The 6,073-nt window shown below is 66.2% G+C and carries 6 protein-coding genes; 2 read left to right on the top strand and 4 right to left on the bottom strand.

From position 1 onward, the window contains the following. Both NG1_RS18435 and NG1_RS18430 read right to left on the bottom strand, forming a co-directional pair. Nucleotides 1-235, bottom strand: a 235-nt coding sequence (locus NG1_RS18435) for a hypothetical protein (RefSeq protein ID WP_157114108.1), incomplete at its 3' end; no start/stop codon positions are given. Further along, nucleotides 235-498 carry a hypothetical protein gene (locus NG1_RS18430; RefSeq protein WP_062972422.1) on the bottom strand — a complete coding sequence of 88 codons (264 nt, stop codon included), beginning with the start codon at nucleotides 496-498 and terminating at the stop codon, nucleotides 235-237. The genes NG1_RS18430 and NG1_RS18435, both read right to left, overlap by 1 nt. 223 nt (nucleotides 499-721) lie before the next feature. On the opposite strand from NG1_RS18430, the gene NG1_RS18425 reads away from it, so the two are divergent. Continuing rightward, the gene (locus NG1_RS18425; protein WP_062972419.1) at nucleotides 722-1,477 is read left to right on the top strand and encodes a GntR family transcriptional regulator; all 756 of its coding nucleotides are present in this window, start codon (nucleotides 722-724) and stop codon (nucleotides 1,475-1,477) included. A 711-nt stretch (nucleotides 1,478-2,188) separates the two neighbouring features. On the opposite strand, the gene NG1_RS18420 is transcribed toward NG1_RS18425, so the two are convergent. Further along, nucleotides 2,189-3,262 carry a nitric oxide synthase oxygenase gene (locus NG1_RS18420; protein WP_062972460.1) on the bottom strand — a complete coding sequence of 358 codons (1,074 nt, stop codon included), beginning with the start codon at nucleotides 3,260-3,262 and terminating at the stop codon, nucleotides 2,189-2,191. Between the two features lie 612 nt (nucleotides 3,263-3,874). Here NG1_RS18420 and NG1_RS18415 point away from each other — a divergent pair. After that, nucleotides 3,875-4,948, top strand: a complete 1,074-nt coding sequence (locus NG1_RS18415; RefSeq protein ID WP_062972458.1) for an alpha/beta hydrolase — start codon at nucleotides 3,875-3,877, stop codon at nucleotides 4,946-4,948. On the opposite strand, the gene hisC is transcribed toward NG1_RS18415, so the two are convergent. After that, nucleotides 4,945-6,018 (bottom strand): histidinol-phosphate transaminase, encoded by a 1,074-nt coding sequence (hisC, locus tag NG1_RS18410; RefSeq protein ID WP_062972418.1) that lies wholly within the window; start codon nucleotides 6,016-6,018, stop codon nucleotides 4,945-4,947. The two genes, NG1_RS18415 and hisC, sit on opposite strands and share 4 nt — an antisense overlap. Between the last annotated feature and the right edge of the window lie 55 nt (nucleotides 6,019-6,073).

Below are 6,073 nucleotides of genomic sequence, written 5' to 3'. Positions count from 1 at the left end.
GCAACAAAGTGGCGTCGTGCTCCTCGTTGTAGGCCAGGGTCAACAGCTCGCACTCCCGCCACCGCGCAACCATCTCCCGAAACGCCCGCGACCCCACCGGCCCCAGCCCCGCGACCTCTTCGAACGCGATCGACATCCGGTTCGGCCGCGCCAACAGCCAGCCCAGCAACCACCGCTCCTGAACCGGCAACGCCTCCACACCCAACAGCAGCAGACGCGCGAACTCCTCGCTCATCACGCCACCGCCTCAGCAGGCGCAACCTCGCACACACCGCCGATGCAGAAGCAACGCTCGGTCGCCGTATCCGGGTCGATGTGCCCACGCACCCACTCCGTGCCCCCGCAATCCGGGCACACCTGCCACACCAGACGAGCGTGCTTCTCGATGCACCCCGCCCGCTCGCAGGACCGCTCCAGGCAGTACACGCAGAAACCCGCGAAGTTCAAGCGCGGCGGACGAAGCTCCTGGTCGACAGAACGACGGAGTACCATGGTCATGGCTTCGGACCTCTCTCTGAAGTCTGGAAATCAGCTGAAGCGGTTGCAGCCGCTTTGGTCTTCAGCTCCCCGGTGGTTGCAGCCGCCGGGGAGTTTTTTGTCCTTTGGAGTGTCTTAACGTCTTCATTAAGACTGTTCCAGTACAGCATCCAGCCCGATGGAGGTCAAGTCTTCTTTAAGACTAGACTCCGGAACTACGGATACCGCACAGACAGGAACTCACGTGGACAGCAGCTCCAGCGCCTTTGCTCCGAAGTACCGGCGCATCTCAGAGTCGATTCGTCACGACATCGAAGCCGGAGCGCTGAGCCCAGGGCAACGGCTACCGACCGAGTCGGAGCTTGCGGAGAGGTTCCGTGTCAGCCTGCCGACAGTCCGACAGGCGTTAGGTGTTCTTCGCTCCGAAGGGCTGATCGTGTCGCGACACGGCATCGGCTCCTTTGTCAAGGAGACTGACCGGCTACAGCGTCCAGGCTGGAGGCACTATGGCCGAGCGCGTGCGGATCAGAAGTTGCTTACTCCGCATCTACGTCACGAAATCGTATTCGCTGGTGTCGAGCCCGTCCCGTCACACGTCGCGGACCTCTTTCCCGAAGGCACTACGCATGTCGTGACTCGCCGTAGGCACCTGTACGACAAGGAGACAGGGCGGCCCGAGGAGATTGGCGCTAGCTACATCCCAATGGACTTCGCAGCCGGGACCTACCTAGAGACTCCTACCGTCGTGCCGAAAGCTCTATTCCTCTGCATCGAGGACTTGTCAGGCAAACGCTACGCAAAGGCTCAGGATCGGCTAATCGCCCGACTTGCTACTGCCGATGAACTTGAGGTTCTCGACCTCGCCGCCGGTTCGCCGGTGGTCCACGTCGTGCACTGCGCGAAGTCCGAAGATGAGACCGTTCTCGAAGTTGCCGAGTCGATCTGGCCCGCTGAACGCACTGTCATCGTGAATGAGTATTCGATCACGACGGACGCCTGAATCCTGCGCTGTGCGAGTTGTTGCCGAATTTGGCTATATAGAGTCAAGAGCGCCTGCGGCGGCGCATGCGCGCCGCCGCCGCGCCACGACGCGCAACGGGCACCCTGGCTGCGCTGGCGGGAGCCCGGCGCGTCGGCACGTCGGCGGCACACCTGCGCCCACAATGTCGCTCCAGGACACTATTGGCCGCTTTTGCAATAACCGAGCAGTGCTGGGCACGACGACAGCCGTACCCGACTGACCTCCCGCAGCCGAGCGCGAATCGGCCGGCACTCTGCCCGGTCCACCGGCTGTGGTCCCGTTCGTGGAGCTCCGGAAATGAGGAACCCCGCGGACCCGAAGTGGATCACGCGGGGGAGTTCCTGCCTCCTCATACGCCGATTGTCTCGCTCCACTCGGCCGAGTCAAGGGAAAGAGCGCCCTTGACACGACCGAGCTCCGCTGAGGGCGGCAAGTATGAGGAAGCAGGGGGAAGTGAAGTCACCGGCGTTGTCACAGCGGGTGTCACATCTCGGCCGGACTTCCCCGGACACGACAAAACCCCTGCGGAGGTATTCCACCAGTTCGCGCAGGAGCACAGACGCCCGCAGACTCAGCGCGGACGCAAGGTATTCGACTTGAAAGCGAGCGTCGCGAGAGCGACCGGGGGTTCAAATCCCTCCGTCTCCGCTCCACTCGTCGCCGACCCGTGCTCATGGAGTGCATGAGCGGTTATCCCGCGGCGTCTGCGCTGAAATCCCGGCGGACGAAGTTCGGCCTGATATCCAGATCGGGTGGGTCGTAGTAGCGGTGGAAGGTCGGCGTCAGCCCGGACGAGATCGGCGGGTTGATCCAGGACCAGTCGGTGGGGCAGGCGCGGCCCGCGGCTTCCTCGCGTTCGACGTGATCGCAGAACTGCTTGGCGACGGTGTGGTGGTCGACGATGTACACGCCCGCCTTGCGGAAGCTGTACAGCACCGCGCGATTCAGTTCGACCAGGGCCTGATCGCGCCAGAGGTTGCGCTCGGCCCTGGTGTCCAGGCACATCATCTCCGCGATCAGCGGGAGCATGTTGTAGCGGTTGGCGTCGCTGAGATTGCGCGCGCCGATCTCGGCGCCCATATACCAGCCGTTGAACGGCGCGAACGGATACGTCATGCCGCCGATCTCGAGATTCATGTTCGACACGGCGGGCAGCGCGTGCCAGCGCAGGCCGAGGCCGGCGAACCACTCGAACTCGGGATGCTCGAGTTCCACCTCGCGTGCGAGCTCGGGCGGGATGTCGAACCAGCGAATAGGCTCGTCCGGCGTGCTGATCAGCAGCGGAATGATGTCGAAAGGCGTTCGGGCGCCGCGCCACCCGAGCTTCATGGCGAATTCGGTCAATTCGACATTCGCGGCGTCGCCGGTGACCGTGCCGTCCCCGTTGCGATAGCCCGCGTACCGGATGATCTGCGGGCTGACGATGCGGAACTCGCGCCCGTCCGCTTGCCGTGGCGGCCCGACGGTGATCATCGACTGGATGGCGCCGTTGTTGGTGGCCATGTGCAGATGCTGCCAGCAGATCTCGGCCAGATCGCGTGCCGATCGCACCCGCCGGGCGTCGAGCAGTTTCAGCGAGCGCCAGTGTTTGCGGCCCACGCAGCGGGCGTGATTACGCCAGGCGAGTTTGGCTCCGATCAGGATCTCCTCGGCGGTCTGGAGATAGGAGCCGGTCTGCTCGAGCTGCTCCAGCGCGCCGCGCCGGCGCTGGGCGCTCAGGTGCGCCAATTCGGGCAGCCGGAAGAACTCGTCACACTCCCGCATCCGGCGTTCCAGATCGGCGCGGAAAGTCGCTGTGTCCGATTCGTTCTCGATCGAGGAGACGGGTGACAGTGGATTCACGGTTTTCTCCGGTCGGGCATAGGTGCTGCGATGAAACAGGCGAGTCGAGCAGGAGAATTCGCGCGTGAGCGCAGCCGGTACCGCTGGAGTCGCGGGCGGCCCGCGAAGGCGCACAGGGCAGATGCCGTGAAATAGCTCCCGCCCGAACATCATTTCGATTCCGGAAGGGCTTTCGCGAATGCGAACCGGGCGGCCGGTCCGCATACCTCGCCGAAACGCAGGGCGATGACCTCGGCGCCAGCGGTGTGGATACGCGATCATGCCCGTCCTGGTTCGAATTCCGAAAAGGCTCGGCGCTCAGCGTACGGCGGGTGTGCTGATGGTGTGCCGTGATTTGCTGGATTTGCTGGATCGCCCGGACGGGGAGCCGGATCCGCCGTGCCGAGTACCGTTGACGGGGTCTGTCTTTCGAGGGCTGGGTGGTTCGCTTCGGCACAGGCAAAAGGCCACTGCCGCATGCTGAGTGCGGTGGGTGTTCCTCGACATGGTGATGGCCCTCGGCCCACCCTCGACGTCTCTGGCAGGATGGTTCGCATGCTCTGTCACCGCCGGGTGCGGCGTTGGCTTTCCAGCGCCCTGATCAGTGCCGCACTCGTCTCCGGTGCGGTGTCGTTCGGTGCTCCCCAGGTCACGGCGGCGCCCGGTAATACGCCGCCGGTCAACACCGGGTCCGCGGACGGGCCGGGTCCGGCCGAACCGACCAGTAAACAGCCCTCGACGCCGCGGATCGAGCGCGTCGAACCGATCAACGATCGCTGGCTGCGGGTCTTCGTCGCCTCACCCGCGATGAGCCGGGTGGTCGAGGTGCAGGTCCTTCTGCCGCGCGACCAGTCACGCCCGCGTCCCACGGTGTACATGCTGGACGGGCGCAGCGCGAGCCCCGACAGCAACAACTGGACCGAGCTGGGGCACGCCGACCGCTTCTACGCGGACAAGGACGTCAACGTCGTGCTCACCGTCGGCGGTCCGGCCAGCTTCTACACCGACTGGCAGCAGGCCGACCCGGTGCTCGGCACCAACAAGTGGGAGACATTCCTCGCCAAGGAGCTGCCCCCGCTGATCGACGCGAAGTTCGACGGCAACGGCACCAACGCGGTCATGGGCGTCTCGATGGGCGCGGAGGCCGCGATGATGCTCGCGTTCCGTCAGCCGACGCTCTACAAGGCGATCGCGGCGCACAGCGGCTGCTTCTCGATGGGCACCGACATCGGCCAGGCGCAGGCGCGCGCCGTGGTGGCCACCTACATGGGCGAGCCGGACAACATGTTCGGCAAGCAGGACGACCCGGCCTGGCTGGCGCACGACGTCACCCTGCACGCGGACGCGTTGCGCGGCAAGACGATCTATCTGTCCGTCGGCAGCGGCCTGCCCGGCGTGCACGACGTGCCCGGCACCCCGAACGTGGACCTGCCCAGCGCCATCACGTTCGGCGGCCCGCTGGAGGCCGCGACCAACGCCTGCACCCGGCGGCTCACCGACCGGCTTCGGTCGCTCGGCATCCCGATCACCGCGCACTTCCGTGCCACCGGCACGCACTCCTGGCCGTACTGGGAGGACGAACTCGCCCTCTCCTGGCCGACGATCGCACCCGCGATCGGCGTGCGCTAACCCAGGAACCGCGCGAGCACCTCCGGCTCACGGGCGAAGCTCAGGAACAGATCGTTCTCGTGCGGGTCGCCGATCGTGACGCGCACTCCGTCCGTCCCGTACGGCCGCACCAGCACCCCCGCCGCCGCGCTCGCCTCGCCGAACTCGGCGCTGCGCGCGCCCAGCGGCAGCCAGACGAAGTTCGCCTCGCTCGGCGGCACCGGGTAGCCCGCCGCCACCAAGGCGTCGCGCACCCGTGCCCGTTCGATGACCAGGAGGTCGGTGCGATCCAGCAATTCGTGGCGCGCCTCCAGCGACGCGATCGCCGCCGCCTGCGCGAGGCGGTTCACGCTGAACGGGATGTGCACCTTCAGCAGGGCCGTGATCACGGCCGGGTCGCCCACCGCGTAACCCACCCGCAGCCCGGCCAGGCCGTACGCCTTGGAGAAGGTCCGCAGCACAACCACATTGGGCCTGCTCCGGCCGATCTCGACGCCGTCGGGGTGGTCGGCCAGCCGGACGTACTCGTAGTACGCCTCGTCCAGCACCACCAGCACGTGCGACGGCACCGCGTCCAGGAACCGGACCAGCTCCGCCTTGCCGACGGCGGTGCCGGTCGGGTTGTTCGGGTTGCAGACGAAGACCAGCTTGGTCCGCTCGGTGACCGCGGCGGCCAGCGCGTCCAGATCGTGCACCTGTCCCGGCGTGAGCGGCACCTGCACGGCGGTGGCGTTGCCCACCTTGGTCACGATCGGATAGGCCTCGAAGGAGCGCCACGCGAACAGCACCTCGTCGGACGCGGACGAGCAGGTGATCTGCACCAGCTCCTGGCAGAGCGCCACACTGCCGCAGCCGACCGCGACGTTCTCGAAACCGACCCCGAGGAACTCGGCCAGCACCGTGCGTAGCTCGGTGACCTGATTGTCCGGATACCGGTTGGCCAGCTCGGCCGCCTCGGCGATGGCTTTGGCGGCGGCGGGCAGCGGACCGACGGTCGTCTCGTTGCTGGCCAGCTTGACCGCGCCGGGATTGCTGCGGCCGGGGGTGTACGCCGGGATCGATTCGAGGTCCGGCCGGATCTGCGCTGTCACACTCCAACCCTAATCGGCGCCGTGGAAAGCCCGATCGGCGTACCGGAAAATCTCT

Source organism: Nocardia gamkensis NBRC 108242, from assembly GCF_001612985.1.
GTDB lineage: Bacteria > Actinomycetota > Actinomycetes > Mycobacteriales > Mycobacteriaceae > Nocardia > Nocardia gamkensis.
The sequence above is the reverse complement of the archived record's forward strand: the minus strand, read 5'-3'. Positions and strand labels throughout refer to the sequence as shown.

Coding starts and splice junctions, on each gene's coding strand:
- NG1_RS18430 (WP_062972422.1), bottom strand. CDS start 498: ATGACCATGGTACTCCGTCGTTCTGTCGACCAGGAGCTTCGTCCGCCG.
- NG1_RS18420 (WP_062972460.1), bottom strand. CDS start 3,262: ATGCGGGAGTGTGACGAGTTCTTCCGGCTGCCCGAATTGGCGCACCTG.
- NG1_RS18415 (WP_062972458.1), top strand. CDS start 3,875: ATGCTCTGTCACCGCCGGGTGCGGCGTTGGCTTTCCAGCGCCCTGATC.